The sequence below is a fragment of the Companilactobacillus suantsaicola genome, assembly GCF_004745525.1.
Taxonomy (GTDB): domain Bacteria; phylum Bacillota; class Bacilli; order Lactobacillales; family Lactobacillaceae; genus Companilactobacillus; species Companilactobacillus suantsaicola.
In genome coordinates, this window is sequence record NZ_RKLY01000016.1 from 18,650 (window position 1) to 45,081 (window position 26,432).

Below are 26,432 nucleotides of genomic sequence, written 5' to 3' on the forward strand. Positions count from 1 at the left end.
AGTTCTGGTCAGATTCTCTTTCTTTTTTATCTATCAAATTAAAATGATGTATCCAAACGATAAATAGAATTGTATCCATTTTAGAGTTTATTAAGTTAACTGCAAAGAGATTGGGTCTAGTCTGGAGTAACAGCTATGGGAAATGCTCAGCCCTGAAATTCTTGTTAATGCTTTAGCGGCTCTCATCCTAGTTTGGTTATAAAAGATATAGAAAGGCTTTATTAATGGTATTTCTATTAGTAGTGACTTATTATTTTTCCCATTTTTACAGTAAACAGATAAAAAAATAAAACAGGGATTGTGCGGAGGACGGGACGGCAAGTTACATCTATTCCAAATATCGCTCGTATCCCTCTTTTAAAGTATCCCGTATATCGTCAGCAATATACTTAGGCGAAAGTACCCGTAAAATGGTAGTTTCACCGAGCAACCAAAGTTTTACCCCGTCAGAATAATTGACTTCAATCTCCAATACCTTGACCGAAAAAGGGAAACGATTAGGTTTATCGATGGTTTTAATAACACGACAACTGGGGAACTCATCTTTAACGTATTCAACGTAACCATAAAATTCAAAAACAATGTGAGTTTTTTTACCATTGTATCCGAAAGCTTCGTGTTGGGTCTCAATCCCGTGGTCATAGTGTTTGCTGTAATTAAAAGGGATTTTTACTGAAGATTTTTTGATTTTATTCATCCAGTCGATGCGAAAAATTCGATTTTCTCGAGTTGTTTTTAAGAAACCAACAATGAAAAAATAGTAGTTATCAAAGAAAATATGAATTGGTCGCATTTCAACTGTTTCCGTACGCGCTTGTTCAAAGGCTTCGTGGTCAGTATATTCAAAAGAAATATGATCTTGATGATAAATGAATTCTTCTAGGAGACCAATTTTTTCTAAACGGTCACTTTGATTATCAATATAGTTATGAGCAATTTGCTCACTACGAATGGAAGCACTAGCCAATTCACGCTGTTCTGGATAAAGCATATTAAGCATTTTCTGCGTTAACTCGGGAAATTCTTTTTCATTTAGAGACCGACTGGCTGTTAAAATTTTGATCAATACTAAAACTTGGTCGCGGCTCAATAAGAATCTTTGATTAATTGAATAGCGGTTACCATTTTTAGTTAGTTCAAAATACTTTTTGAAACTGGGATTGCTATCGAGAGAATTTTTGATTTCTTTAATAGTCCGTTGAGCTTTACGTAAGCTGATATCTAAATCTTCTACTAGGTCTTTTGTTTCTAATCCTTGATTATCTAAAAGTCGCAAAAATATTTCAAATGTGATGTTCATAGTTTACCTTTTCGAGAAATAGATTATCATATTATTTTTGCCAAAGCATTAGTTAAGAATTCGTTTTGTTTCGCCAGATTGGCTTGTTAATTTTGCCGCATCTTTTAGACTAAAGTTAGATAAAAAAATTCTCCAAGAGGAGGAAATAATGACAAAAAGAAATAAAATTTTAACGGCCTCGGCGATTGCAATTATGCTGGCTCCAGCAGCACTTTCACTGACACAACAGACTACTCAAGCTAGTGGTTTGGTTGGGTTTGTCGGTACGATTCGACGTGATGCTGGTCAGGTTGTTGATGATAACGGAAATATCACGCAGACAACTTTACCTAATTTTACTTCTTGGAAGTTAGGTCAAACAAAACAATTACGTGGTAAAACTTATTATCAAGTTGGTACCAATCAATGGGTTGCTTTCGACTCGATGGATATTTCAAAAAATGGCAATCAAGTCGGTTATTATGCAGCCAATTACAATCCTAATGTGTATCATGTAGCGACGGTTGCGGCCAATACACCAATTGTTAATGGTTATGGTCAAAATACCGGTCGGACCTTGACTAAAGGTAGTACTTGGCAACTAGGTCAAATCACGACTTTCAATGACGAAGCTTATTTTGAGGTGGGTACTAATGAATGGATTCCAGCTAGTTACGTAACTAATTTGGTTTCTGGTGACACTGAGAAACAAGCCATTCCAACACAAACTCAAACAGCAACTAAAAAAGTAGGAACACTTAGCTCAACAGTTTCAGTGTACGGTTCAGATGGGAAACCATTAGGAATCACTTTGAAACAAGGGACGAAGTGGCAGTTAGGTGATCTGGTTACAATCGGTGGTACCAAGATGTATCAGGTGGCAACTAATGAATATATTGATGCTACTTTTGTGAATATTCCCGGTGAAAAACCATTTATGACAACTAATCCCGACAAGGTTCGTGGACAAAACGGGACAATAATTTTTTCAAACTCACAAATAGTGACCGCTGCAGGAATTGCGACCGGCGTAAAATTACCAGAGGGTACTTCTTGGAAACTGGGAGAAACAATCCGTATCAACGGTGTGGAATATTATGAAGTTGGGACTAATCAATACGTTACTGCAAGAGACTTTCTACTAAAATCAGCAGTAAGTACTTCTACCTCTACTTCTACATCGACGACAATCACAAATCCTGGAATCCCTACACCTGGTAATGGCTTAGTGGCAACTACTACTAAACAACAGGCGGTTTATAATTCTGAGACTAATACTTATGGTCAAGTTTTGAAGGCTAATACCTCATGGAAGATTGCTAAATTAGTCGTTAATAAGTACGGTGCTTATTGGGGACAAGTTTCCAATAATGAATGGGTCTTTATTTCTAACGTGAGATTGAATAGCGGTTTAAATTTGAAGACTTATGCATATTCAGAACCAGAATTTGCGGTAAGTATTAATAAATAAAATAGAGAGTGGAGCAAGAGCGTTCAGCTCCCGGAGGATAGCGGAACTTCACAAATTGCACGCGTATTTTGCGGGCGGTTTGGGAAGTTTTGCTATCTTGTAGGGAGTTGCTCTTGTGCAACTCGTTTAAAATAGAGAGTGAAGCAAGCCCGATAGGCCCAGGCAGATAGCCTAATTTCACGAATTGCACACCGAACTTGTGTGTGATTTGGGAAATGTAGCTATATGGCTGGGCCTGGCTTGTGCAACTCGTTTCAGTTAGAGAGCGGAACACAAAAGAGTCATTCGAGTATTAAGGCAAATAGCACCGGGTAATCAAACACGATTACCCGGTGCTATTTTTTTAAGAAGAAATTGTTATGTTATATCCCAAGCTCTTTTTTTATTAAAATTGATCCACAATATTTTTTTCAGTTTCGAGGCCTAACTTGACCCAGTTAGCAATGATCTGCTCATCAACTCGAAAGACTGGTGCACTAATACTGAAGCCTCCGAAGATTTGACCATTTTTAACTAATGGAAAACCAATACAGTAAACACCTTCTTGATTCTCGATGTCATCGATAGCATAACCACAATTTCTGATTTCTGACAAATTGTTCAATAAATCTTTACGAGTGACTAATGTATTTTTAGTCAATGGCTTTAAAGCAGTTTGATCAAGGTAGTTGTCAATCTGTTCATCCGAGTAATGAGATAAAATAGCTTTTCCCATCGCGGATGAATACATATGCATCGTTCCGCCGAGTTCCAAGTCAAAGTGAATACTGTTAGTACTCTTGGCACGATCTAGCAATACGACTCGATCTTTTTCCACGATACCCAAGTTGACTGCTTCAGTAGTCTCATCTCGTAGCTTATTAAGAAACGGCATTGCTATTTTGACCAAATTAAAGCTTTGAGTCGATTCATTTCCGTATTTAATAAAGATAGTTCCCAAATAGTACTGCTTAATTTTGCCATCTGATCTGACGAAACCACAATACTCTAAAGTTTGTAAAATTTTTAAAACGGTTGGTTTGGAAATATCGACGTGTTCACTAATTTCTTTTAACCCAGGAGCCGTTTCTGAATTGGAAATAAAGTCCAGAATCTCTTTAGCCTTCAGTAATACAGCACCGTACAAATGTTTCTCCGCCATTACTTGACCTCTTTTCATTCTTATCATCTACAATTCTATACCATAACGATATAAAAAAACATAATGAAAAGGCTTGCAATGGTTTTTAAAATATTATAAAATCTATTTGTAAATAAGAAATGACGTTTCTTATTAGGAAATATAGTCAAACAATTCTAGGAGGGTTTTGAAATGTCAGAAATTCACGAGAGTGCAGAAGAAATTCGTCAACATGAGGAAGAATTGAAGAATAACTTCAATTTGGATCTATTCAACCTTAAAGGTAAGGTTGCCGTTATCACAGGTGGTAATACAGGATTAGGTCAAGGTTATGCTATTGCTATGGCTAAAGCCGGTGCCGATATTTTCATTCCTACATTCGGTAAGAAAGAATGGGACAATACTCGCGAAATTATTGAAAGTTTAGGTCGTAAGGTAGAATTCAAAGATTGTGACCTTATAGCTCCAGGCACACCTAAAGAAGTTATTGATGAAGTAGTTGAAAAGATGGGCCATATCGATATTTTGGTAAACAACGCCGGAATGATCAAACGTAACCCAATTCTTGAATCAAAAGACGAAGACTGGGATAGAGTTATTGCTATCAACTTGAGTGCTGCATATCATATGTCACTAGAAGCATGCAAAGTCTTCGCAAAGCAAAAGTCAGGTAGAATTATCAACATTGGTTCAATGCTTTCATTCCAAGGTGGTAAATTCATTCCTTCATACACAGCTTCAAAACATGGTGTTGCTGGACTTACAAAGGCATTCGCTTCAGAAATGGGTGCTTACAATGTTACTGTTAACGCTATTGCACCAGGATACATCAAGACAGAAAACACAGCTCCAATCCGTGCTGACAAGTCACGTAATGATGAAATTCTTGGAAGAATTCCAATGGGCCACTGGGCAGAACCTTATGAATTGATGGGACCAGCTGTATTCCTAGCAAGTGACGCTGCCGCATATATCAACGGTGCAATTGTTCCAGTTGATGGTGGTTACTTAGTTCGTTAATCTAACTTAGGGGGTACGAAAACATCATGGCTGTCATAAATTACATTATGTCCTTGGGTGCTAGTGTTATGATGCCAATTATTTTCCTTATTTTAGGTTTATTAATTGGAATGGGAGTAAGTAAATCTCTAGTATCAGGACTTAAAGTTGGTGTTGGTTTCGTTGGATTGAGTGTTGTTACACAACTCTTGTCTGATAATATCGGACCAGCTGTTAATGCGATGGTAAAAACTTACCATCTTCACCTTTACACATTAGATATTGGTTGGCCAGCTGCTTCACAAGTTGCTTTTGCTACATCAGTTGGTGCAATCATTATTCCATTAGGTTTACTAGTTAACGTTTTAATGTTAGTTATTGGTACTACAAAAACTTTGAACATTGACCTTTGGAACTACTGGCATTTTGCTTTCATTGGTTCAATCGTTTACTTTGCTACAGACAATTTCTGGTGGGGCATGTTTGCTTCCATCATTACAATCATCATCACATTGATTGGTGCTGATAGATCTCAAAAGAAGGTTGAAGCCTTCTATGGTAAAGATCTAACCGGTATTTCAATCCCTCAAGCATTTTGTGTCAGCTTTATTCCATTTGCAATTATTGTAAATTGGATTGTTGATCGTATTCCTGGACTAAACAAGGTTGATATTGATGCTGATAAGATGAAAGAAAAATTCGGTGTCTTAGGTGACCCAATTGTTCTTGGTGTTATTATTGGTATGATTATCGGTGCTTTGGCACATTACCCAGTTGCAAAGATCTTGCAATTAGGTGTTATCCTAGCTGCCGTTATGGTCTTGATTCCTAGAATCACTGGACTATTTATCGAAGGTTTATCACCAATTTCAAAACGTGCACAAGAAATTATTAAGAACAAATTCAAGGGTAAGGAATTCAATATTGGTATGACTCCAGCTCTAGTAATCGGTCACCCTGTTACTTTGGTTGCCAGTTTATTACTAATTCCTATTATCTTATTCTTGTCAGTTGTTATCCCAGGAAACCAATTCCTACCATTGGCAAGTTTGTCAGGTTTGATCTACATCTTCCCATTAGTACTTCCATATACTAAAGGAAATGTTTTGAAGACTTTGTTAGTAGGTATTGTTAGTTTGGTTCTTGGTGTTCTTTCCGCAACAATGTTGGCAGGTATCTTCACAAAGGCTGTTAAGATTGTCCAAGCAAGTCTAATTCCAGCAGGTACTTCATCTGTTGCAAGTATCGACTTTGCTGCCAGTCCATTAGCTTGGATCGTTTACGAAGGTACAGTAAATCTTCCAATTATCGGAGCTATCGTTCTTGCAGTTGTCGTTGCTGGTATGATGGTTTGGAACAGAAAAGAAATCAGAAAAGGTTTATAATAGATACATTCTCCTTGGAGTATTAACTTCGAGGAGATTTTGTGTTGGTAAGAGGCAAAAGAAATGAGCGAGTTTATTACTATCGGTGAATCACTCGTCGTTTTTTGCTCTACCGAACCAGATGTAACCATTCAAGATTCCACTAACTTCAATAAAGTAGTTGGTGGAGCCGAATTAAACGTTGCTGTTGGAGTGCGTCGTTTAGGTCATTCCGTGGAATACATCGGTCAGGTTGGCAAAGATCCCCAGGGTAAATTTATCGAGAAGCAAATAAAGAGTAAGAGTATTGGGACTAAGTATTTAGAACAAACAGATCAGTATTTGAATGGTTATCAAATGAAACAATTGGTAACTAAAGGGGACCCAAAGGTTTTTAATTTTAGAAAAAATTCAGCGGGAACAAATATTGATTTGGATTTAATTAACAAAATTGATTTATCTGGAGTAAAAATCGGTCATGTAACAGGAATTTTTCCTGCGACATCGAAAAATGCTCTAGCTACTAGTATGGCTTTGATCAAGCGACTTAATCAAAATGAAATCACAGTAACTTTTGATCCTAATTTACGACCAGACTTGTGGCCAAATCAAGAGACAATGGTGAGGACTCTTAATGAGATGGCTAGTTTGGCAGATATTGTTTTACCAGGTCAAAGTGAAGGAAAGATTTTAACGGGCTATGATGATCCTGAAAAAATTGCTGACTTTTACTTACAAGGTAAGACTAAAGCTGTTTTCGTTAAAGTTGGCTCAAAAGGTGCGTATGTGAAAACTAAGACTAGTCCTGGGGTGTTTGTTCCCGGGTTCAAAGTTGAGAAAGTCGTTGATACTGTAGGTGCTGGAGATGGTTTTGCACTAGGCGTTATAACGTCGTTATTAGAAGGTAAAACGTATGCACAAGCAGCTAAACGTGGCAATGCCGTCGGAGCTTTGCAAGTTCAAGCTCACGGTGACAATGATGGGTACCCTACTAGAAACGAATTAGATGAATTTTATCAGGAAAATGGAGTGGAAAATATATGACATTACCAAAGTATGAAGCATTGAAGAATGTTGAAAAAGCAGGAGTTGTCGCTGTTGTCAGAGGACACAACGAAGAAAACTCTTATCAAGTATCAAAGGCTTGTATCAAAGGTGGCGTTACAGCTATCGAATTAGCCTTCACATCACCAAACGCTGATGTAACTATCAAACGTTTGAGCGAAGAATATGCTGAAGATGACAACGTTGTTGTTGGTGCCGGAACAGTTTTGGACCCAGCTACAGCTAGATTAGCTATCATTGCTGGTGCTAAATTTATCGTTAGTCCATCATTCAATAAAGAAACAGCTAAGACATGTAACCTTTACGATGTACCTTACATCCCTGGTTGCTTCACACCAACAGAAGTACAAAGTGCTTTGACTTATGGTGCTGATGTTGTGAAGATCTTCCCTGGTTCAATTGCCGGTTTGAATGTAATCAAAGAAATCCAAGGACCATTCCCATATGCAAACGTTATGCCTAGTGGTGGTGTATCTCTAGAAAACATGCACGAATGGTTTGAAAATGGTGCTTACGTTGTCGGTGTCGGCGGCGGTTTAGTTGGACCTGGTAAAGATGACGACTATGAAGCAGTAGAAAAGAATGCTAAAGCATTTCACGCTGAATTTGAAAAACTATCTAAGTAATCATTAAAGAATAAAGAAAGATATGTGTGTTTATTTCATAAAAAGAGTCGAGACATTGTCATCTCGGCTCTTTTTGTATGTTTATTTCTGAAAATTGATGGTGTAATTCTTTTGATTGGGTGGTGGTTAGATGCCGTCTTCCGCAACAGCTCTGGGAAACGCTGGAACGCTCTGGGCACAACTTGGAGCCAATTTCAAAACCGGAAATTGTCTTCAAGATTGGCCTTCTTGTAAATGCTAAAGCATTAACAAGAATTTCAGGGCTGAGCATTTCCCAGAGCTGTTGCTCCAGACTGGATTCCATTTTATTGCAGTTGATTAAGTAAATCCTGAAATGGATACAGCTCTATTTGTGGAAAGCGTAAGATTGCTTTATGGTCTGGATATGTTTTGGAGTCCTATTCTTTAACTGGTCTAATTTGATGTAAAGACTAGAATATTTTACTAGAATTGAAGTAAATAAATGCGATTCTAGTAAACAAAAAAGAAGCTATACCGATGAAAGAAAAGTGCGATAGTATAGCTTCTTTATTTTTGAATTAAATGGAATAAATATAAAACTCGTTATTTAGTCTGGAGCACAATCCCTGTGGTGGCTCAACCGCCGGCCGCGTTCCAGTCCATCACAGGGATTGTGCGGAAGACGGCATTCAAACTGTTATTTATCGTAACTTTGAATTGAATCGAATAAGAATTTCACGAAGGCTTCGCGATTAACGTCTTCTAGGACTTTGATGCTGTTCTTTTGTGGGGCGTCGGTTCTTCGATCGGGATAGGTCATTCCACGATATTGGTCGTTTGAAAGGGAGACGTCCATTGAGTAATTGGTGCTCTTAGTGAATAATTCTGGTGCAATCAAGCTGATAACGGCGCAGGCATCGTGAATGGGAATCTTGGTCATACCTTTTGCTAATTCGGCTTTGGCGTAGAAGTCTAAAATTGAACTGGCCATTACACCGACGGGACCGAGATCTTTGATTTTACCGATTTCATCCATCGTGAGATAGGCTTTGTTTTCAGTTAAGTTCAATCCGGAAAGTGTGATTGGTAGTCCGGAGTTAAAGACGATATCCATTGCTTCAGGGTCAACATAGGCGTTGAACTCGGCGGCTAGCGTGATGTTTCCTTGCAAGGTTGAGCCACCCATGATGTAGATGTGTTCGATTTTTTCGGCAACATCGGGGAAAGTCTTCAATAATAAAGCCACATTGGTCAAAGGAGCGGTCGCAACGATGTTGATTTTTTCGTCACTCTTGGAAATTTTGTCGTACATATATGTAACAGCATTGTTGCTGGTCAATGGATAATCCTGGCTATTTGCGGGGAAGTCGTAACCGTCCATCCCGGTTTTTCCGTGGATCTCGCCGGCGGTTTCGATTTCTTTAACTAGTGGAGTCGCTTGGCCAGAGGCAAGTTCTGCATGAGAACCAAGGAAAGTTAGAAGTTTCTTGGCATTTTGAGTCACGTAATCTAATTTTACGTTGCCACCAACCGTAGTTACACCAATCAAATCGGCTTTTTCGGGATGGGCTAGTAAAACTGTCAAAGCGATTGCGTCATCAATACCGGGGTCACAATCCATAATTACTTTTGTCATTAATATATGTACCTCACTTTTTTAATTTTTGGGGGATTTTTTTCAAAGCACGCACGAAGCTGTGGCGTTCAAGGGTTCCTAGGGTCGATAAAATCTTTTGATTGTTGTCATCCATGAACTGACTGATTTTAGGTTCTAAGGTTTGCGATTTAGTCGACAAAACGATTTTCTTCAAGCGTGAATCTTCTTTCACTGCTACACGAGTAATCAATTTATCCTTTTCCATGGTCTTCAAAATGTTGGTCGCGGTCGGGCGCCTGATATTGAATTCTTTTTCGATATCTTTTTGATACGTATTTTCGTCCCTATTAGATAGGAAGAAAATGATCTGAACTTGGGTCCCGGTCAGACCAAATTGGTGGGCAAAAGTATTGATACCACGTGAAATTTCGTTTGAAGCAACCTTGATTAGATGAGCCACATCACTCGCCATGAAAAATCCTCCTTATTTAGTTGTTACTTCATAATTATAACATCATCCTCGAGAAACATTTTTTGTAATAATTCCAAAAGAATTCTATATTGGACTATAGAAACTAAAACAGGGGGAAAAATAAATGTCTAAAGTATTAATTTTAGGTGCTAATGGTAAAATTGCTCGTTTGGCGGAACATATTTTTGTCGATACGACTGACGCTAGTTTGAAATTGTATTTGAGAAACGCCAATCGCTTGGAAGATTTCGTCAATTCACACGATAAACTGACTGAAGCTATCGAAGGTGACACGACTGATGTAGAAAACATGGTCGAATCGCTTAAAGATGTCGATTTGGTTTACGCTAATTTGGCTGGTGACAACATTACTGCTCAAGCTAAGGCAGTTGTTGAAGCAATGCATGAAACTGGCAAGACTCGTTTGGTCTGGATTTCGACATTAGGGATTTATGATGAAGTACCTGGCAAGTTCGGTGACTGGAATAAGAAGATTTTAGGCGACTATATTACTAATTATGCAGCTGCCGCAAAGGTGATCGAAGACTCAGACTTGGATTATACGATCATTCGTCCAGCTTGGTTGACAGATAAGCCTGAAGTTGACTATGAAATTACCCAAAAAGGTGAAGAATTTAAGGGTACCGAGGTCTCCAGAAGATCAATTGCCCAAATTGTAGTCGATATTGCACAAGATCCAGACAAGTTTAAGGGTCAATCCATTGGTGTAAACAAGCCAAACACCAACGGGGACAAGCCTTCTTGGTATTAATTCTTGTGAAATAGCAATTTATTTTTGGCCGATGTTACGCAATAAAAAACATGTTACATGCGTTATAACGGCTACCTCATGAACGGCTCTAAAGCCCTACATACCAAAGAAGTGTCAGCGTGATGGGACACTTCTTTTTTTATACCTAAAATTAATTGATTTTTATAAAAATATTTAACATGTGAAAAATATATTTTTTTCAAAAAAACAAAAAAACGTTGATTGGGCTATACCATCGTGCTATGGTTCTTCCTGTAACCGGTTGCAATAACTTTGAGGGAGCAAAATATTATGGCTAATAAGAATAATAGCGGGGGCTTCGCAGCTGCCGTTGAGAAACACTTAATGCCAGTCGCAGTTAAAATGGGACAAATGAAACCATTGATTGCGATTCGTGACGGTATTGCAATTGCAATGCCACTTATCATTATTGGTTCTATCTTTATGATTGCTAACAGTTTTCCAATTCCGGCATGGACGAATTGGTTAGCTACAACTGCTATCAATAAAGTAACAATTTCCGCAATTTTCGCTAAGATCACTAACGGTTCATTTGGACTGATTGGTTTGATTTCTGCCTTCGGTATCGCATCAAGTTATGCCGAACAATATAAGACTGATGGTAAATCAGCTGGTGTTATCGCTGTTGCTTCATTCTTCGTTGTAACACCAAGTATTATGAGTGGTGACAAAGTTCCTCTAGAAGGAATGCCTTACGGATTCTTAGGTAGTCAAGGTTTGTTCGTTGCCATCTTGTTAGGTCTTCTTACTGGATACATTTTCCAATGGTTCATTAACAAGGATATCCAAATTAAGTTGCCTGATACAGTTCCACCTGCAGTTGCTAAGAGTTTCAGTGCTTTAATTCCTGGTGCTGTAATTATCACAATTTTTGGTGCTATCTATGCCATCATGACATGGACAGGACTCGGAAATATTCACGAACTATTACTCCACATTTTATCTAAACCACTTGGTCTATTGGGTGACACTTTGGGTGGTACTTTAGTTGCCATCTTGCTCAACAGTTTGTTCTGGTTTGTTGGTATTCATGGTGGAAATGTTATCAATCCTATCATTTCACCTATTTGGTTAATGAATACTGATGCTAACCGTGTATTGTTCCAAGCAGGTAACCTTGATTTAGCACATGGTGGTCACATTATTGCTCAACCATTCATCGATAACTTCGTTTACATGGGTGGTGGCGGTGCCACTATCGGACTTGTCTTCAGTATTGGTCTTTTGATCATGATGAAACGTGCCAGTGAACAATCAAAGATCATGGGACCTTTGACAATCACACCAGGTATTTTCAATATTAACGAACCAACAATGTTTGGTCTACCAGTTGTTTTGAATACAACTTTGATTATTCCATTCATTATTGCACCTATGGTAAACGCTATCACTACTTATGTTGCAATGAAGATTGGTTTTGTGCCATTATGTAATGGGGCCGTTGTTCCTTGGACAATGCCACCTATTATTTCAGGATTCTTAGCTACAAACAGTTGGACTGGTTCACTTATTCAATTGATCAACGTCGTACTTGATGTCTTGATTTACTTGCCATTTATGATGACTCTAAACAAGAAGCAAATTGAAGAAGAAACAGGTCAACTCAAAGAAGCTTAATTTAAAGGAGAGATTTCAATATGGTTAAACGATTAATTAGTGCTGATACTAGCGACATGCTAGCTATGGACGGTGCTCAGTTAAAACAGAGTATCAAGGCTAGTGAGGGACGTGTTGTTTTAAGCGAAAATGTTGTAATGCACGAACCTGGGGATGGAATTACAACGTCTGAGGTTGCTGCAGCCTTTGGTGCTGATTTGATTTTGCTAAACGGATTAGATGTCTTGAATCCAATCATTCTAGGACTTTATCCCGGTGAGGAAACTTTAGCAACTGCTAAACCACACCATGACGGTGAAAGTATTCATCGTTTGCAAAAATTAGTCGGTCGCCCAATTGGAGTCAACCTTGAACCCGTTGATCCAAATGCCAAAATGGCTGAAGATCGACTAGTAATTCCAGAAGGACGTATGGCCAGTGAAAAGACACTTAAAGAAGCTGAAAAATTAGGTTTCAATTTCGTAGTCTTGACCGGTAATCCCGGAACTGGTGTCACAAACGCCCAAATCGCTGCTAATATTACCGTAGCAAAGAAGAACTTCACTGGATTAGTAATTGCTGGTAAGATGCACGGAGCAGGTGTTGATGAAGCAGTAGTAAGTAAGGAATCAGTCACAGCCTTTCTAGAAGCTGGAGCTGACGTTATCTTAGTACCAGCAGTCGGAACAGTACCTGGCTTTGATGATGATGAATTGAAAGAAGTAGTAAAATTGGCTCATTCTAAAGGCGCATTAGTTATGAGTACAATCGGAACTAGCCAAGAAGGTTCAGGCCACAGTTACATGGAAAATATTGCCATCAGAAACAAGATCGATGGAGTAGATATTCAACATGTTGGGGATGCAGCCTGGGGAATTCAATCACCATTTGAAAACATCTTCGCCGTCAGCCGCGCTATCCGTGGAGATAGACATGCTATTGTAAGAATGGCAAGATCGATTAATAGATAGAGAGCGTGGAGCAGGGGCGGTCAGCTCCCGGAGGATAGTGGAACTTCACGAATTGCACGCGCATTTTGCGGGCGATTTGGGAGGTTTCACTATCTTGTAGGGAGTTGCCCCTGCGGAACGCGTTTTAGCTATACCGCATAGAACCATGGTTATTCCCCCAAAAAAGGGACGGAACAACCAAGCTAAAAACACTCAACACAGACAATAAAAACCCTTTATAAAAAACAAGAAAAGAAATAGGCAGCCACTCCAAATCTCGGAGTGACTGCCTATTTTTATAGATTGAAAAACATGATGGTAATTAAGTGAAAATAAGTTAAATCTTCTTTATACTAAAAACATAAAAACTTAGTGTGTTTCCATCACCTATGGAAGACTGGAGGTGGTGCTGATGAATGATAAATTCGTAAGGCACGTCATCCTAGTAAAAGTAGGAGTTAACTTTGGGATATCTAACCTTAGTATTCTTGATATTAGTGGTTTTGTTGCTGCTGATCAAAGAAGTAGGTGAATTACATCAGCACTAAAGTACCGAGCTTCTAGGAACATTCCATACTTGCCGACCAGTATTTCAACCAGTTGGTAGAGGTTAGAACTATTTTACTAAGGCTTGTTCCAAGCCATTATTTAATATATTTTTACTTGCATTGATATCACGATCATGATGAATACCACAACTAGGACAATCCCATTCTCTAATATCTAATCCGTGCTTACCATCATCGTAACCACAGTTAGAACAGATTTGACTAGTTTTGAATGAATTAACAATTAGAAGTTTCTTACCGTACCATTCACATTTGTATTCAAGCATTAGTCTTAATGCTCTCCATGATTGATTAGCGATAGCACGTGATAGTTTATGATTACCAAGAAGATTTTTGGTTTTCAAATCTTCAACAACAATCAAATCGTTATGTTCAACTAATTCACGAGTTATCTTATGGAGATAGTCTTTTCTTTGATTAGCAATCTTCTCACTATATTTAGCTACCATGAGTTTAGCTTTCATATAATTTGAGTATTTTTCTAAAGGTTTTGGATCAATCAATCCAAATTTCTTTTTATACTGGATATCTTTTAGAGCTTGCGCACGTCTTCTAGCTAATCGTTTTTCCCAATAATGTTTCTTTTTAGCAAGTTTTTTGTCAAAACGAATAGTTTTATACTTACTTCCGTCTGAACAGATAACCAAGTCACAAACGCCCATATCAAGACCGACAGACTTGTTTGTTTTTAGTAATTGAACCGTTTCTTCATCAACTGTCAAAACGGCGTAATACTTGTTAGTTGATGATTTACGAATAGTCACGTACTTGATGGTATTAGGGATAGCTCTCTTGTTCTTATATTTCATTACTCCAAGTTTAGGTAGTTTAATGTAAGAATCATCGATTACTTCAATATTTCTATTAACAAATTTACATTGATAACTTTGTTTTGGATATTTCTTACTTTTGAATCGAGGAAACTTACGTTTCTTACTAAAGAATCCTTTGTAGGCTTCAAATAAGTCTTTATTAGAAACCTGTAAGCTAGTGCTTTCAGCTTTCTTTAACCAAGTGTGTTCTTTTTTAAAGGTCGTTAAAATATAGTTCAAATCGAATGCTTTTAAAGATTTCAAATCAGGATTATTTTCATGACGTTTTATCATCATGTCTAACATATTGTTCCAAACAAAACGATTAGCACCAAAATTGTATTCAATCAGTTCTTTTTGGTGGCTATCTGGATAGATACGTAATTTGATACCCTTTAAAACCATATGAACTCCCTCCCATGATTTGATATTGTAATCATATCACATTGAGGGAACATATGTTTGTAAAAACATCTGAAATCGCTTAAATCATTGATTCATCACGGTAATAAATTACCATGTTTTCTCAATTAGCGATTTTTATAAAATGAAGTACATTTGAATCTGAAAAAAATTCCAAAATTTCTGAAAAAAAACTTACGAAAACTCCAGATTTCTGTTATATTAATCCACTGTTGCAACTATTTGGAGGTAAATATGAGTAAAACTCAACAAATTAATACAAGACCCGAACATCCAATATTGTCACTTTTGGGTGTCTTAATCGGTGGATTTGTAGGTATGTTCAGTGAAACTTCGCTAAATATTGCCCTTCCATCAATCATGAAAGCTTTTGGTATCGAAACTGGTACCGCACAGTGGCTAGTTACTGGATATATGCTAGTAATCGCAATTGTTTTACCACTTTCAAGTTTATTAACGAAACACTTTTCAACTCGTGGATTAGTTAGATTTGGACTATTAGACTTTATCGTTGGTTCTGCAATCTCTGCGCTTGCTACAAACTTTCCAGTACTATTAGCAGGTAGAATGATCCAAGGTATCGCAACAGGTATTATCTTACCTTTGATGTTCTCAACTGCTATGAGAATTTTCCCACCTAATAAACTTGGTGCTGCCCTAGGGATGGCTGCCTTAGTTATTATGTTTGCTCCAGCTATTGGACCTACAATTTCCGGAATTATTCTTGGTGCTTTGTCGTGGAGATTTATCTTTGCGTCATTTATCATTTTCCTATTGATCGGTTGGTTCATTATGGAAAAGAATTTGACCAACGTCTTTGAAGTTACGAAGCCAAAAGTCGACTGGTTGGCAATAGCATTATCAACAATCAGCTTTGGTTTAATCGTCTTTGGAATTAGTTTCCTCAGCAAAAATTTGGCTATCGCTTTGATTGCTTTAGTTATCGGAATTATTTTTCTGGTTGTCTATATTAGACAGCAATTACACGCTAAAACTCCAACTTTGGATTTCTCAGTTTTGAAAACTCCTGAATTCTTAACAGGTTCAGTTTTGGTTATGATCAACTTTGGTATTACTTTATCAGCTATGTACTTGTTACCAATGTACTTACAAAATGGTTTAGGTGTAGCTGTTGCATTAACTGGTGTCGTCATGTTGCCAGGTGGTGTGATCAACGCTATCGTTTCATTTGGTGCTGGTCGTGCTTACGATAAAATCGGTGCTAAATTGATGTCAAGATTAGGCTTCTTGATTTCAATCATCGGTTCAGCAATGTTTCTATTTAGTAACTCAAACAGTTCACTAGGTTATATTATTGCTGCCCATATTGTTTTGATGATCGGTGTTCCATTGGCTATGTCACCATCACAAACTTATGGTTTAAATTCTTTGGATGCATATCAATCCGCTGATGGTTCTGCCATTATCAATACTTTCCAACAAGTTATTGGTGCTGTAGCAACTGGTATCGCCACAATTTTATTGAGCACAGGTCAAAGCAACTACTTCGCTAATGGCGGACATTCAGCTAAGTTAGCTTTCACAAATGGTGCTCATTATGGATTTATGTTTACATTGATTTTAGCTGCCTTTGGTTTCATTTTAGCTTTCCGAGTTCACAATAAGGGCAAGGAAACAGTTAAGGCCGAAGCCAGTGAAAAAGCAACTTCTCCGGACAAAGAAGCTGCTACAGATATGAATTAATTTGCATTAAATATTTGAAAACAATTGATACGAAGAACAGAGAGTGAAACGAGCCCGCTTAGGTTCAGACAGATAGCCTAATTTCACGAATTGCACGCCGATTTTGCGTGTGATTTGGGAAATGTAGCTATATGGCTGGGCCTGGCTTGTGTAACTCGTTTCAATAAAGCTGAACCCTAGGTTCAGCTTTTCTTATGAACAAATTAAATTATGTGTTGAAAAATACAGACAATTCCTTTACAATGATAGGGTTAATGAAATAAGATAAATTGTAACGGGAAGGAGGGTTTTTAGATGTCACAAAATACACATAAAGGTATGACTGGCCACCGCCGTCCTGTAAACCAAAAAAATGGTGCAGAAAAACGTGCCAAAACACAAGAAGTTCTAGACTTTTTAAAGAGTCGCGATAACAAAGAAAGTAAGTAATTACTTAAAAAGCTGATGGATTAATTTCCATCAGCTTTTTTTATTTAAATTACGGTAATAGCCATTCGACCACTACGTTTTGATTTGTACAAAGCTTTATCTACTCGAGAGTAGAAGTCGTTAATTGAAGTATCCTCGTGATTGGCCTCAGAAACACCGACTGAAATAGTTACTTTAATATGGTTTTGATCAAAAACAACTTCTGAGTGGTTGACCGCTTGAAAGATTTCATCGACGATTTGCTTGGTATCGACTAATTCGTAATTAGGAAAGATAATATTAAATTCTTCGCCACCAGTACGATAAAGTTTCAGTTTTCGATCGTTATTTTTTAAAACGGTTCTGACGATATCAACTACTTCTTGTAAGACTTTGTCACCGGCCAGATGACCATAGGTGTCGTTGACTTGTTTGAAGTGATCAATGTCAAACATTACCATAGTGAATTTTTGGTGATAGACTAGGTGCTTTTTGAATAAGGCTCTTAAAGCGATATCAAAGGCATCGTAATTGTAAGCTGTGGTGAGCTTATCGTGAGTAGCTTTTCTAAATAAGGCAGCCCGGGACTCCAAATCGGAATAAAGCATTGCAATGTAACCTAAAGTGAATAGTTCCAAAATGATGTAATAAATGATTTGTTGAATCAAAACTTTAGTATCAAAAGGAAACTTGAGACTAGTGACGATCCAATAAGCTATGCCATAAAAAGTTGCGGCAAGAAAGCCTTTGAAAAAAGGAAATTTATCCTTGGTATTATTTTTGATATAGTTTAATGAGTAATAGAATGCAATCAAAATAATTGCTAGCAACCATGATTGCCAACTGGTTAAAGCTGAATTGAATAGCATAAAAGCTAAAACGATTGGCGTAAAGAAATGGACTTTAAATGGAACACTTAAAATTCCAGTGTAAAAAAGTAATGATATTAATTGAAAATTGACGTAAACCCAAGGTCTAGTTTCATCGCGGACAAAGCTTTGCATGATGAAAAGAACTAGTAGGATATAAATAATTCCTAAAATTGCACGCAAATAATATATGTCGATGTTTTCATTAATTTTAAGTGCAATTCTCTTTGCCCCAGAAAAGAAAATTTGAAAGACGATAAAAGCACCCATAATAAAAAATAAGCTAGTTACTAGGGGTGCTTGATTTACAAAAAAGCCTGTTAACAAAATTTGTCCTCCTCGAAGGTTCTCAACACAAGTATAACAATAAATTAATAATTAATTATAAATTAATAATTAATTATAAATTAATTCAAATCGGGACGATGCAATTTGTGCGTCGTAAGCAAGGCAACAATCAAAAAGCCTAAACAAGCCAAGAATCCAGCTTGAATTCCGACTGCCTGATTAGTTGAAGAACCAGTCATGATTTTGTCGGCCATGGTAATTACAGCAATGATGATAGCTGTTCCAAAAGATGCCGCAATTTGTCTGAGTGTATTGAATGTCGCCACGCCATCAGAGATATATTTTTTCGGCAAGGCACTTAGAGCGTGAGTCTGGATAGGAATCAAGATCAAAACTAATCCTAGTTGACGCACGGTTTGACCCACTGTCAGCATTAAAACAGAGGCGTTGACATCGATGACTGCCTGCATGAAAGTTCCGAAGCAATCAATCAACACACCAGTGACAACGATTCGTTTAATAGGATATTTATCGAATAAACGACCACTGATTGGTGACATGAAGCCGGTCAAAGTAGCACCAGGTAAGAGTGCTAATCCAGAAATCAACGGGCTTTTGTGAAGAATCGTCTGAATCATTAAAGGAAGCAAAATTGTGTTGCCGTACATAGTTAATACAATCAACATATTGATAATTGTGGCAAATGTGAATTGTGAATGGTGAAAAATTTCAAAATTGATAATCGGTTTATCAGATTTGTTTTCCATAATCGAAAAAATAACAATCAAAATTAAACCGATTGCTGTGTAACCGAGGACGTTGAAAGATAGGAAGTTTGCTTGACCAATATTGGAAAAGCCGGTCAATAAGAACAACAGACCAAAACTGATGGTGATCAAACTCAAAGTGTCGAATTTAGGATTTTCGTCAGTTTCAATTTGTGGCAAGAAGAAAAACGACAATAAAACGACCGCGATGATGAATGGCAAGATCAAAATGAATAGATATTGCCAAGCAAAGTACTCTAGAATCACTCCAGACAAGGTTGGCCCGATGATAGGTGAGAAGTTAAAGGCCAGACCAATAATCCCCATAACGGCTCCTTGCTTGCTTCTGTCAGTATACTGCATGGCAAGAACGTTGACTAAAGGCATCATCATTCCGGTACCGATGGCTTGAATCATTCGCCCAATAATGACGAGAATAAAAGAATTAGCGACGGCACCAATTAATGTCCCGACCAAAAAAATAGTTGAGAAGGCAATGAATAAATGTCGAAACGAGAATTTTTTAATAAAGTAGGCACTAGTTGGAATCATAATGGCATTCACTAATGTATATCCGTTAGTTAGCCACTGAACGGTTGAGGAATTGACTTGGAAGACGCGCATGAAGGTTGGTAGGGCAGTATTCATCAGTGTTGAACAGAGCACCCCAAAAAAGGTCCCGAAGACCATGATGTAAAGCGATTTTTTAATTTGTTTGGACATTTTTTATACCTCTAGAAATAAATTGTAACTTGATTATTCTAGCATATGCGTCTAGGTCCGGGTGGGGTGCTGTTCTTTTTGATGGGGGTGGTAAATGCCGCCTTCCACAACAACTCTGGGAAATGCTGGAACGCTCTGGGCACGACTTGAAGCCTTTTTCAAGACCGGAAAAAGTCTCCAAGCTCGGCCTTCTTGTAAATGCTAAAGCATTAACAAGAATTTCAGGGCTGAGCATTTCCCAGGGTTGTTGCTCCAGACTAGATACTAATTCTATGCAATAGATTAGTAAATTCAGAAATTAGACAGACTCCTATTCAGATTAGATGCTTAACTGTTTTATAGTCTGGATACATTATTTTTGGTATGTGGACTAGTTTAATTTGACGTAAAACAATAGAAAATCTTACAAGAACTGCGGTAATTTGCTGCAGTCCATGTAAGATTTTTTCTTTTATTGTTACTATATCTATTTTGGATGGGAGGGAACGTAATAGCTTGTTAAAATATCAGTTCCCAAGTCGGAATAGAATTACTATTTTTAAAAGAACGGAAAGTAAATAAAGCATAAAGGTGAGATTCAGTCCGGAACAAAAAACTCAATTGGGCTCAGCTCTGAAATTATAGTTAGCGCTTTAGCGCTTACTATAAGGCCAATCTTGAAGATTTTTTCCGGGTTTGAAAAAAGCTTCAAGTTGTGCCCAGAGCGTTCCAGTCCCAATTGAGTTTTTTGTGGAGGGCGGCATACTAAACAAAATTAGTCAATTTTGTCTGCTACTATCTGTGGCATTTTGTCTTTGAAAGTCTCTTTGTAAGTTTCGACGTATGTACCTTTAGTGGTGATTTCTAAATAATGGTCTTGTTTTAACTTGCCCATCCCTGTGAATTTGATAGGATGCTCGTTACCTTTTTTATCGTAACTTGTCAGTGTGTAGTCGTAATTGCCGTAGCCATCTTCATCTTTGGCATGAGCGTTGTCAATTTTAACGTAACGTGATTCTTCAGGAACTAAAATATTGATCTTGTTGATGCCCTGACCTAGTTCACTAGTATTGTCTTTCATTGTAAAACAAAGGATTAAGAAACCTCCGCCTAAAAAGACGACTGCTGAAACTAAAAATCTAAAGATACTTTTCATGTGTGTGATTTCTCCTAAAATATTATTGTAAGTTCAGTTTTGTGAAGATATCGCTAGGGATGTCTTTTTTGAAGACTTCCTTATATGAATAAACGTAGTTGCCTTTGGTATCTAGTTTTAGAAAATGGCCTTGTTTTAGTTTTTTCATACCAGTGAATTCGATTTGTTTTTTCTTGCCGGCGTTGTCGTAGCTAGTTAATTTGTAATCATAATTGCCGAATCCGTCGTTGTCTTTGGCATTTTTATTGTCGATTTTGACATATTTAGCCTCGTGTTTAACTAGAATGTTGTAACGGTTGAAGGCTTGGGCGTTTTGACCAGGATTGTCCTTGGCATAGGCACAGAGCCCGAGATATCCCATTCCTAACAAAAAAATTCCAAAAAGAAAAACCCTTAAATAACTTCTCATTTGACTTACCTCCTGAGAAATATACTAAGGGCTTTTGAATATTTTTTACATTTGTTCTACTTACATTATTCTTACAGATTTGTAAGCTGGTTTACCACCAATTAAAGTTAAGCGTGTAGTCTACAATCTTGTTGAATAATGCTGCTAACAATTTCATCATAATTAGCGCCTCCAACTCTATAAACTTTAGTTCCTATCTATTATTATAGTTCTGTTTGAAAACGCTATCAATAATTTTAATTCCAGATTTCATCTTGGATAGATTTAACTAATTTTAATTTGTCCCACTCCTGCTGTTCAGTCAAAACGTTGCCCTCTTCAGTTGAAGCAAAGCCACATTGAGTCGAGAGCCAGAGTTGATCGAGTGGTAGGTAGTTACTTGCTTCTTTGATGCGGTCAATAACAGTTTGGCGGTCTTCGAGTTCGCCAGATTTAGTCGTCAATAAACCTAAAACGACGTTTTTGTCACCTGAAACCTTAGCTAGTGGTTCAAAGTTACCAGCTCGACTAGAGTCATATTCTAGAAAATAACTGTCGACGTTTTCTTTAGCAAATAGCGTATCGGCAACTGGGGCGTAACCGCCAGAGAAAGCAAAATCAGAATGGTAATTGCCGCGGCAGACGTGAGTGTTGATTGTTAAGTCGTCAGGTAAATTTTCGATAGCTTTGTTGTTCAGATTGAGCAAAACATCCTGGATACCAGAATCAGCGTAAGCTTTGCCGTCAGGTGTGTTGAGGAATTTTTCGTCGAGGAATAATCCCCAAGAACAGTCATCTAGTTGAATCACTCGAGCGCCCTTGTCGTAAAAAGTCAGAATAGCGTCATGGTAAGCCTTTTCGATGTCCAAATATAGATCTTCCACGTTTGGATAATATTCTTTGACCTTGTCCGCATTCACTCCTCTAACTAACTCAATGTAAAGTTGTGATGGGGCGGGGATGGTCTGTTTAGGTTGAATGTCCAACTCATCGGTGACTGATTTAAGGAATTCAAAATCTTTGATGAATGGATGAGTTTGAGGATTGAACTTGACGTGTCCAGATAAGATGGCTGTGTCATCACGGGTTTCTTCGTGGGCAAATTGATAGCCTTCACCGTAGTGAACGTGATCGACTCCTTCTAATCCCCAGAAAAAGTCTAGGTGCCAATATGAACGGCGGAATTCTCCGTCAGTGGCGTAATCTAGACCAACGGCAGCTTCTTTTTGCACGAGATCTTTGATGGCTTCGTTTTCGATGGTAGTTAGTTCTTGTTGAGTTATTTCGTTATTGAAGTAATCTTTTCTAGCTTGCTTTAGTACATCTGGTCTTAGGAAACTTCCTACGTGTTGGAAGCCGATTTTGTTTTTTGTTGTGGTCATTATTGAATCCTCCTCGGGTTTAATCTGATGTTGATTGGAAAAGAAAAATAAAAAGGAAGAAGAACTATTGGAAAAGGTCCAGGAATACGGTCGACAGTTAGTCGACCCCATAAGTGGCTCTAAGCGCTGAAGCGTTAAGAGCCACTAAAAAAAGACCACCCCCACAAACGCACTTATCTCATGCATTTGTAGGGACGATCTCCGTGTTACCACCCTAATTTATGTTCTGCTTGCACAAAACACCTCAACGACACCTTCATGTCCGGGATAATATCGCATCCTTCGCGTACTTCTGGCTTTCACCTTAGTAAGACTCCAAGTTCATCTTCAATTTAACTTTTCTTCCACTTTTTCACTAAACAGTGGTCACTCTTCAAAGTACTCGCTAAATTTACTCTTCTCTTCATCGTCTTTGTCTAATCAGATTAAATAAGTTTTAATTATTTGATTGGTGAATAAATTACACCTCAATTACGGCTTTGTCAACTGATTATTTTAGTTAAAATGTAACCTAATTTTAATAGTTTATTTGAAATTCTAATATTAATATTAGAATAAAAGGGGATGTTCTTGTGGGGAAGAAGATGTCAAATCCACAGCTACTTGCGTGGGCAATTTTTATTATTGAATGTTTTATTACACTATTTTCGTTTATTAATAACTGGATCAATCCGCTTGATCAATCTAGTGTGCCAGATACGCCTTTCAAATTGGCGATTTGGATTCTGACGATTGCAGTCACAGTGATTTTTCAAATAGTGCTAGGTTTTGCAATTTATAAAATGGACAGTGATAATCAAAATTGGTTGATTGTACTGGCTGTGTTGAGTTTGGTTCACGATCCGCTGTACTTGATTGCCGTCATCTGGAAGTTTGTTGTGACTAAGAAACCTCAAAAAACCCAGAATAGCTAGACTGAATTTTTGATTGTCCAGGTCAAAGTTCCACTGTATTTTCCTGGAGTACTGATGCCGTCTGGCTTGAGAAGCAAACCAGTATCATTAGTCCATTTATCGGAAATTACTTGCGTTACTAATTCATCACTAATAGTATCGTTTTCGGCGACAGGGACATCATCCTTGCTCAAATTGTAAATGACGCCGTTAGCTTTTTTGTAGACTAAATTTCCTTGAAAAACTTCGTTATCTTTGGTTAATTCTGAAGTAGAAACGCTTAATTTCCAAGGATTACGCATACTTGTCACGCTAACTTGATAGGCGCTTTTTCGCTTGAGAAATTTTGCGGTTGAAAAATAGTTAACATCTTGGAAGTCCAAAGTAGGGGAAGCTTCCAAATTTAGATAGCTTCCCTGTAAAACGTTAATGACATAAGTTGTCGTCGCACTCTTGCCATCTTTATCGGTAGCTGTAACGGTAACATTTTGAGTGGTTTTTTCTTTGAAAACATTCCAGAAGTCGCTACCAATTAGGTCCTTTAAAGGAATTTCACCGGTTGCAGAAGAGGTAGTTGAATTGGCTTGTGTTTGAGCAGTATAATTTTCGCCGTCTACTGTAACGTTATAACGGATAGGGTCGTTGGATTCGAACTTATGATTCTTGTCGTAATTAAGGGTAGTCGGTAAGATTGCTTTTTCAGTTTTGTCGTTATAAATAATATTGATTGGTGCTGGTTGCTTGAACGAAAGTGACCAGTTTTTTTGATATGTGATAGTGAAATTAGGTGTACTGGTTGAAGAAATTTGATGGTCACCAGAAAAATGAGCCGGTTGGGCCGTTACGTCAATGTTCTTATCAGTCGTATTTTGAGCTATGCCATTGATGACGATATTAGCACTAGTGTATTCGGCTATGTCAAAAGTACCAAGCGCTTGGCTGATAGCAAACTTGAGCTCATTACCTGATAAGTTGCTGCCAGGAACTAATTCAGTTGCAGTGTTACCAGTTTTGTCATTTTTATAGTTGATAGTGGCAATAGAACCAGTGGCATCAGGAGTATATGTAACATTTTGGGGCAAATGAATATCCGCCATGATTTGACTCCAATTCACACGACTAGTTTCGGTGTCGTATTTCAAGTGATAATCAAGTGTCAGGTTATCTCCATGCGCGACAGTTCGATCAGTTGAATCATCGGTAATAATTTTTCCCAAAGTGTTGTCGGTAATTGAGGTGTCAACTTCAGCATTTACCAAGGCGGGAATCGATTCCATGACAGCTAACTTGCTATAGACGTCATAAGCAGTTTTGCCATCGTTAGTAGTGACTTTTTCCCCAGCACCATTAGCACCAGTGAAGCCCCAATACAGTTTATTGTCAGTTACATTTCCAAAAATATCAGGATCAACTTTAATCGTTGAAGTTACTAAGGGATATCCACTAGAATTACTGGAATCAGTATTAGTTGTTCCATCTAAATATTTATCGTTAAAGGCATAATGGATTTCAGCCGACTGACCATCTTTTGCGGGAATCCATTCAAAAGTGACGTGATGCCAATACATAGATGAACCATCGGGATTAGTGGTATCAACCAATTGAGCTTTTCGAGGATCAGAATGGATTAAAGTATCAGCCATGGTAAAACCTTTCCAACTGCTTTTAGATGTGTTAGCACTACCGATAGGGGTTAGGGCATAACTCGTTGCAAGGCCGGGATAGATCAGCGCAATATGGCCGGTCGTCCCTCCAGCACCAAAACGTGAATTAGCAGGATAATTATCGGGAATTTTTAAATTACCAGTGGTATCAAAAGTATCAAAACCGTTTAGAGTGTAAAAATTCGTCCCTGGTGGAAAAAGAATATTAGATTTGGACTTTACTTTTATTGGTTCTTGATTAGATTCTGAAATCGCATCATCTTTTTGAGTATCAAATTCCAAAGCCATACTATTTTGAACGGCTGTACTGGCGATGTATTCAGTACTAGCGTTTGTGGGGCTAATTTCTAATAGAGAAGAATAATAGTATTTGGTAGTAGCTTTATCGTATCCCATAACGCCAAGTCCTTGATATCCAGCACCCAAGGCATGGTCGCCTCGAGGATCGTTTTGCAAAACAAGTGCCATCCCTTCACCGTTTTTCTTGTCAGAACCGTAACCACCGCCAAAATATAACCAAGCGGAAATAGTTTGTTCTTTGGTGATATCTAGATAATTACCATTGGCTTGATTAGACCAGGCAGCTCCATATTTTCCTACACCCTTGGCAAGCCGTAAGACTGTATCATTTTTTTCAGTAGTAGCAGAATTGTAAATAAAAGGATTATCTTCTCCATAAGGTTGAGGAGCATAAATATCGAAGTAGGATTTAATATTGAGCCCAGCAGGAGCGCTATCTAAAGCCGCTTGGTCAGTAGCGTCATCAGCAAGAATCACAGTAGAATTGAATAAAAAGAACATACCTGAAAACAAGAATGCTATTAAAAAGGATGTCAAAATAACATTGCTATATTTTCTCATTTAGCATCCCCCCTATGTGCAAAAATGATGGAATATATAAGCTTATCGCACATATTATAGCAACCATTTATTAAAATAATAGGTAACAAAAAAATACCCACCGCTATAAAGCTAGCAGTGAGTAATGATTGAACAATATAAATTTATTTAATTTTTAATTATGATAATACAATATGTAAACCTTGATTTAAAAATATTTATTGATGTATAAATAATTAATATGTGTCACACAATAAAATTAATTATTATTCGT

General features: G+C 37.7%; 22 protein-coding genes. 11 read left to right on the forward strand and 11 right to left on the reverse strand.

The window, feature by feature from the left end:
• Nucleotides 1–328: 328 nt before the first annotated feature.
• Complete coding sequence (locus EGT49_RS07195) at nucleotides 329–1,300, reverse strand: helix-turn-helix transcriptional regulator (protein WP_135372933.1); 972 nt, start codon at nucleotides 1,298–1,300, stop codon at nucleotides 329–331.
• A gap of 148 nt (nucleotides 1,301–1,448) precedes the next feature.
• On the opposite strand from EGT49_RS07195, the gene EGT49_RS07200 reads away from it, so the two are divergent.
• Nucleotides 1,449–2,750, forward strand: a complete 1,302-nt coding sequence (locus EGT49_RS07200; RefSeq protein ID WP_135372935.1) for an SLAP domain-containing protein — start codon at nucleotides 1,449–1,451, stop codon at nucleotides 2,748–2,750.
• 385 nt (nucleotides 2,751–3,135) lie between these two features.
• On the opposite strand, the gene EGT49_RS07205 is transcribed toward EGT49_RS07200, so the two are convergent.
• Nucleotides 3,136–3,891, reverse strand: coding sequence for an IclR family transcriptional regulator (locus EGT49_RS07205; protein WP_167849783.1), 756 nt, complete (start codon nucleotides 3,889–3,891; stop codon nucleotides 3,136–3,138).
• A gap of 171 nt (nucleotides 3,892–4,062) precedes the next feature.
• Here EGT49_RS07205 and kduD point away from each other — a divergent pair, with 171 nt between their 5' ends.
• The 4 genes from kduD (at nucleotide 4,063) to EGT49_RS07225 (ending at nucleotide 7,924) form a co-directional block, all read left to right on the forward strand.
• Entirely contained in the window at nucleotides 4,063–4,890 is an 828-nt protein-coding gene (gene kduD / locus EGT49_RS07210; RefSeq protein ID WP_135372939.1) for a 2-dehydro-3-deoxy-D-gluconate 5-dehydrogenase KduD, read from the forward strand.
• Between the two features lie 26 nt (nucleotides 4,891–4,916).
• Nucleotides 4,917–6,254 (forward strand): PTS galactitol transporter subunit IIC, encoded by a 1,338-nt coding sequence (locus EGT49_RS07215; RefSeq protein ID WP_135372941.1) that lies wholly within the window; start codon nucleotides 4,917–4,919, stop codon nucleotides 6,252–6,254.
• A 63-nt stretch (nucleotides 6,255–6,317) separates the two neighbouring features.
• Nucleotides 6,318–7,277, forward strand: a complete 960-nt coding sequence (locus EGT49_RS07220) for a sugar kinase (protein WP_135372943.1) — start codon at nucleotides 6,318–6,320, stop codon at nucleotides 7,275–7,277.
• Entirely contained in the window at nucleotides 7,274–7,924 is a 651-nt protein-coding gene (locus EGT49_RS07225; RefSeq protein ID WP_135372945.1) for a bifunctional 2-keto-4-hydroxyglutarate aldolase/2-keto-3-deoxy-6-phosphogluconate aldolase, read from the forward strand. Before EGT49_RS07220 ends, EGT49_RS07225 begins: the two co-directional genes overlap by 4 nt.
• A 658-nt stretch (nucleotides 7,925–8,582) precedes the next feature.
• Here the strand turns inward: EGT49_RS07225 and EGT49_RS07230 are convergent.
• Complete coding sequence (locus tag EGT49_RS07230; RefSeq protein ID WP_135372947.1) at nucleotides 8,583–9,521, reverse strand: nucleoside hydrolase; 939 nt, start codon at nucleotides 9,519–9,521, stop codon at nucleotides 8,583–8,585.
• Between the two features lie 13 nt (nucleotides 9,522–9,534).
• Nucleotides 9,535–9,954: a MarR family winged helix-turn-helix transcriptional regulator gene (locus EGT49_RS07235; protein WP_135372949.1), complete on the reverse strand. Its 420-nt coding sequence runs from the start codon at nucleotides 9,952–9,954 to the stop codon at nucleotides 9,535–9,537.
• A gap of 124 nt (nucleotides 9,955–10,078) precedes the next feature.
• On the opposite strand from EGT49_RS07235, the gene EGT49_RS07240 reads away from it, so the two are divergent.
• From EGT49_RS07240 to EGT49_RS07250, 3 genes are all read left to right on the forward strand, one after another.
• Entirely contained in the window at nucleotides 10,079–10,726 is a 648-nt protein-coding gene (locus tag EGT49_RS07240) for an NAD(P)H-binding protein (RefSeq protein WP_135372951.1), read from the forward strand.
• A gap of 291 nt (nucleotides 10,727–11,017) precedes the next feature.
• Nucleotides 11,018–12,364 (forward strand): PTS sugar transporter subunit IIC, encoded by a 1,347-nt coding sequence (locus tag EGT49_RS07245; protein ID WP_135372953.1) that lies wholly within the window; start codon nucleotides 11,018–11,020, stop codon nucleotides 12,362–12,364.
• 20 nt (nucleotides 12,365–12,384) lie between these two features.
• Nucleotides 12,385–13,314 carry a DUF7916 family protein gene (locus EGT49_RS07250; RefSeq protein ID WP_135372955.1) on the forward strand — a complete coding sequence of 310 codons (930 nt, stop codon included), beginning with the start codon at nucleotides 12,385–12,387 and terminating at the stop codon, nucleotides 13,312–13,314.
• 595 nt (nucleotides 13,315–13,909) lie between these two features.
• On the opposite strand, the gene EGT49_RS07255 is transcribed toward EGT49_RS07250, so the two are convergent.
• Nucleotides 13,910–15,079, reverse strand: a complete 1,170-nt coding sequence (locus EGT49_RS07255) for an RNA-guided endonuclease TnpB family protein (protein ID WP_135372957.1) — start codon at nucleotides 15,077–15,079, stop codon at nucleotides 13,910–13,912.
• Between the two features lie 252 nt (nucleotides 15,080–15,331).
• Here EGT49_RS07255 and EGT49_RS07260 point away from each other — a divergent pair, with 252 nt between their 5' ends.
• Nucleotides 15,332–16,801, forward strand: coding sequence for an MDR family MFS transporter (locus tag EGT49_RS07260; protein WP_135372959.1), 1,470 nt, complete (start codon nucleotides 15,332–15,334; stop codon nucleotides 16,799–16,801).
• Between the two features lie 294 nt (nucleotides 16,802–17,095).
• On the forward strand, nucleotides 17,096–17,230 hold the full coding sequence (locus EGT49_RS12720) for a hypothetical protein (protein ID WP_281275457.1): 135 nt from the start codon (nucleotides 17,096–17,098) through the stop codon (nucleotides 17,228–17,230).
• 44 nt (nucleotides 17,231–17,274) lie between these two features.
• On the opposite strand, the gene EGT49_RS12625 is transcribed toward EGT49_RS12720, so the two are convergent.
• The 5 genes from EGT49_RS12625 to EGT49_RS07285 all read right to left on the reverse strand — a co-directional run bounded on the left by EGT49_RS12625 (nucleotide 17,275) and on the right by EGT49_RS07285 (nucleotide 22,761).
• Nucleotides 17,275–18,405: a GGDEF domain-containing protein gene (locus tag EGT49_RS12625; RefSeq protein ID WP_135372961.1), complete on the reverse strand. Its 1,131-nt coding sequence runs from the start codon at nucleotides 18,403–18,405 to the stop codon at nucleotides 17,275–17,277.
• 80 nt (nucleotides 18,406–18,485) lie between these two features.
• Nucleotides 18,486–19,856 carry a DHA2 family efflux MFS transporter permease subunit gene (locus tag EGT49_RS07270; RefSeq protein ID WP_135372963.1) on the reverse strand — a complete coding sequence of 457 codons (1,371 nt, stop codon included), beginning with the start codon at nucleotides 19,854–19,856 and terminating at the stop codon, nucleotides 18,486–18,488.
• A 754-nt stretch (nucleotides 19,857–20,610) separates the two neighbouring features.
• Nucleotides 20,611–20,991, reverse strand: a complete 381-nt coding sequence (locus EGT49_RS07275) for a YxeA family protein (protein WP_135372965.1) — start codon at nucleotides 20,989–20,991, stop codon at nucleotides 20,611–20,613.
• Nucleotides 20,992–21,013: 22 nt separating this feature from the next.
• Nucleotides 21,014–21,400, reverse strand: coding sequence for a YxeA family protein (locus tag EGT49_RS07280; RefSeq protein WP_135372967.1), 387 nt, complete (start codon nucleotides 21,398–21,400; stop codon nucleotides 21,014–21,016).
• Nucleotides 21,401–21,636: 236 nt separating this feature from the next.
• Complete coding sequence (locus tag EGT49_RS07285; protein WP_135372969.1) at nucleotides 21,637–22,761, reverse strand: 5-methyltetrahydropteroyltriglutamate--homocysteine S-methyltransferase; 1,125 nt, start codon at nucleotides 22,759–22,761, stop codon at nucleotides 21,637–21,639.
• 572 nt (nucleotides 22,762–23,333) lie between these two features.
• On the opposite strand from EGT49_RS07285, the gene EGT49_RS07290 reads away from it, so the two are divergent.
• Nucleotides 23,334–23,675 (forward strand): hypothetical protein, encoded by a 342-nt coding sequence (locus EGT49_RS07290; protein WP_135372971.1) that lies wholly within the window; start codon nucleotides 23,334–23,336, stop codon nucleotides 23,673–23,675.
• Here EGT49_RS07290 and EGT49_RS07295 read toward each other — a convergent pair.
• Entirely contained in the window at nucleotides 23,672–26,179 is a 2,508-nt protein-coding gene (locus EGT49_RS07295) for a hypothetical protein (protein WP_135372973.1), read from the reverse strand. The genes EGT49_RS07290 and EGT49_RS07295 overlap by 4 nt on opposite strands.
• Between the last annotated feature and the right edge of the window lie 253 nt (nucleotides 26,180–26,432).

What these genes read in the sequence shown, in the direction of transcription:
- EGT49_RS07195 (WP_135372933.1), bottom strand. Translation starts at nt 1,300, where the DNA reads ATGAACATCACATTTGAAATATTTTTGCGACTTTTAGATAATCAAGGA.
- EGT49_RS07200 (WP_135372935.1), top strand. Translation starts at nt 1,449, where the DNA reads ATGACAAAAAGAAATAAAATTTTAACGGCCTCGGCGATTGCAATTATG.
- EGT49_RS07205 (WP_167849783.1), bottom strand. Translation starts at nt 3,891, where the DNA reads ATGGCGGAGAAACATTTGTACGGTGCTGTATTACTGAAGGCTAAAGAG.
- kduD (WP_135372939.1), top strand. Translation starts at nt 4,063, where the DNA reads ATGTCAGAAATTCACGAGAGTGCAGAAGAAATTCGTCAACATGAGGAA.
- EGT49_RS07215 (WP_135372941.1), top strand. Translation starts at nt 4,917, where the DNA reads ATGGCTGTCATAAATTACATTATGTCCTTGGGTGCTAGTGTTATGATG.
- EGT49_RS07220 (WP_135372943.1), top strand. Translation starts at nt 6,318, where the DNA reads ATGAGCGAGTTTATTACTATCGGTGAATCACTCGTCGTTTTTTGCTCT.
- EGT49_RS07225 (WP_135372945.1), top strand. Translation starts at nt 7,274, where the DNA reads ATGACATTACCAAAGTATGAAGCATTGAAGAATGTTGAAAAAGCAGGA.
- EGT49_RS07230 (WP_135372947.1), bottom strand. Translation starts at nt 9,521, where the DNA reads ATGACAAAAGTAATTATGGATTGTGACCCCGGTATTGATGACGCAATC.
- EGT49_RS07235 (WP_135372949.1), bottom strand. Translation starts at nt 9,954, where the DNA reads ATGGCGAGTGATGTGGCTCATCTAATCAAGGTTGCTTCAAACGAAATT.
- EGT49_RS07240 (WP_135372951.1), top strand. Translation starts at nt 10,079, where the DNA reads ATGTCTAAAGTATTAATTTTAGGTGCTAATGGTAAAATTGCTCGTTTG.
- EGT49_RS07245 (WP_135372953.1), top strand. Translation starts at nt 11,018, where the DNA reads ATGGCTAATAAGAATAATAGCGGGGGCTTCGCAGCTGCCGTTGAGAAA.
- EGT49_RS07250 (WP_135372955.1), top strand. Translation starts at nt 12,385, where the DNA reads ATGGTTAAACGATTAATTAGTGCTGATACTAGCGACATGCTAGCTATG.
- EGT49_RS07255 (WP_135372957.1), bottom strand. Translation starts at nt 15,079, where the DNA reads ATGGTTTTAAAGGGTATCAAATTACGTATCTATCCAGATAGCCACCAA.
- EGT49_RS07260 (WP_135372959.1), top strand. Translation starts at nt 15,332, where the DNA reads ATGAGTAAAACTCAACAAATTAATACAAGACCCGAACATCCAATATTG.
- EGT49_RS12720 (WP_281275457.1), top strand. Translation starts at nt 17,096, where the DNA reads ATGTCACAAAATACACATAAAGGTATGACTGGCCACCGCCGTCCTGTA.
- EGT49_RS07270 (WP_135372963.1), bottom strand. Translation starts at nt 19,856, where the DNA reads ATGTCCAAACAAATTAAAAAATCGCTTTACATCATGGTCTTCGGGACC.
- EGT49_RS07275 (WP_135372965.1), bottom strand. Translation starts at nt 20,991, where the DNA reads ATGAAAAGTATCTTTAGATTTTTAGTTTCAGCAGTCGTCTTTTTAGGC.
- EGT49_RS07280 (WP_135372967.1), bottom strand. Translation starts at nt 21,400, where the DNA reads ATGAGAAGTTATTTAAGGGTTTTTCTTTTTGGAATTTTTTTGTTAGGA.
- EGT49_RS07285 (WP_135372969.1), bottom strand. Translation starts at nt 22,761, where the DNA reads ATGACCACAACAAAAAACAAAATCGGCTTCCAACACGTAGGAAGTTTC.
- EGT49_RS07295 (WP_135372973.1), bottom strand. Translation starts at nt 26,179, where the DNA reads ATGAGAAAATATAGCAATGTTATTTTGACATCCTTTTTAATAGCATTC.